Source organism: Streptococcus cristatus, from assembly GCF_003943505.1.
In the GTDB taxonomy this organism is placed as follows: Bacteria; Bacillota; Bacilli; order Lactobacillales; family Streptococcaceae; genus Streptococcus; species Streptococcus cristatus_E.
Genome location: NZ_RJPS01000035.1, coordinates 1 through 1010, shown reverse-complemented (window position 1 = coordinate 1010; position 1010 = coordinate 1). Strand labels below are relative to the sequence as shown.

The following is a 1010-nucleotide window of genomic DNA, read 5'->3' as shown; positions in this document are numbered from 1 at the left end:
CATAAGTTGCACTGTCGCTTGGAGTCCAATCTGTGATTTCCGCTGGAAGAGCCTTACCTGCCGTCTCACTCTCGAAGCGGTAACTTGCTTGGTACTTATTGGCTCTAAATTCCCACTGACCAACAAAGGTAACATCTGCCTGATTGACCACTGCGCCAGCTGGAATATATCTCTTAAAGGTCCAGATACCATCATTCACTGCGTCTGTGTAGGTAGTTTGGATTGGCTGCTTAGCCAAAACTGCAACACCATTTAGATAAGTCTCACTGTCTCTTGGAGTCAAGGCTGTGATAACTACTGGAAGATTCTTCCCAGCAGTCGCACTTTCGAAGCGGTAAGCTGCTCGATACTGGTTTGCCTTAAATTCCCATTTGCCTACAAAATCCACATTAGCCTTGTTGACAACGGCATTATCTGCGTCGTAACCCTTAAACGTCCAGGTACCGTCATTCACTGTGTCTGTGTATGTCGTTTGAGCGGGTTGTTTGACTGAAACTGCTGCACCATTCACATAAGTTGCACTATCGCTTGGAGTCAAGACAGTGATGGCTGACGGAAGAGTTTTATCTGCTGTTACGCTCTCGAAGCGATAAGTAGCTTGGTACTTATTGGCTTCAAAGGTCCATTTACCTACAAACTCTACATTATCCTTGTTGACAACGGCGCTAGCTGCGTCGTAACCCTTGAAGGTCCATGTGCCATCGTTCACTGGGTCTGTGTAGGTGGTTTGGGATGGTTGTTGAGCCGAAACAGAGGCACCGTTCACATAAGTTGCACTGTCGCTTGGAGTCCAATCTGTGATTTCCGCTGGAAGAGCCTTACCTGCCGTCTCACTCTCGAAGCGGTAACTTGCTTGGTACTTATTGGCTCTAAATTCCCACTGACCAACAAAGGTAACATCTGCCTGATTGACCACTGCGCCAGCTGGAATATATCTCTTAAAGGTCCAGATACCATCATTCACTGCGTCTGTGTAGGTAGTTTGGATTGGCTGCTTAGCCAAAACTGCA

Annotated in this window: 1 protein-coding gene; it reads right to left on the bottom strand. The window is 47.0% G+C overall.

What is annotated here, in order from left to right; all coding sequences use genetic code 11:
- Positions 1-1010: SHIRT domain-containing protein (locus D8792_RS10760; RefSeq protein ID WP_221763078.1), on the bottom strand; the 1010-nt coding region annotated here is incomplete at both ends.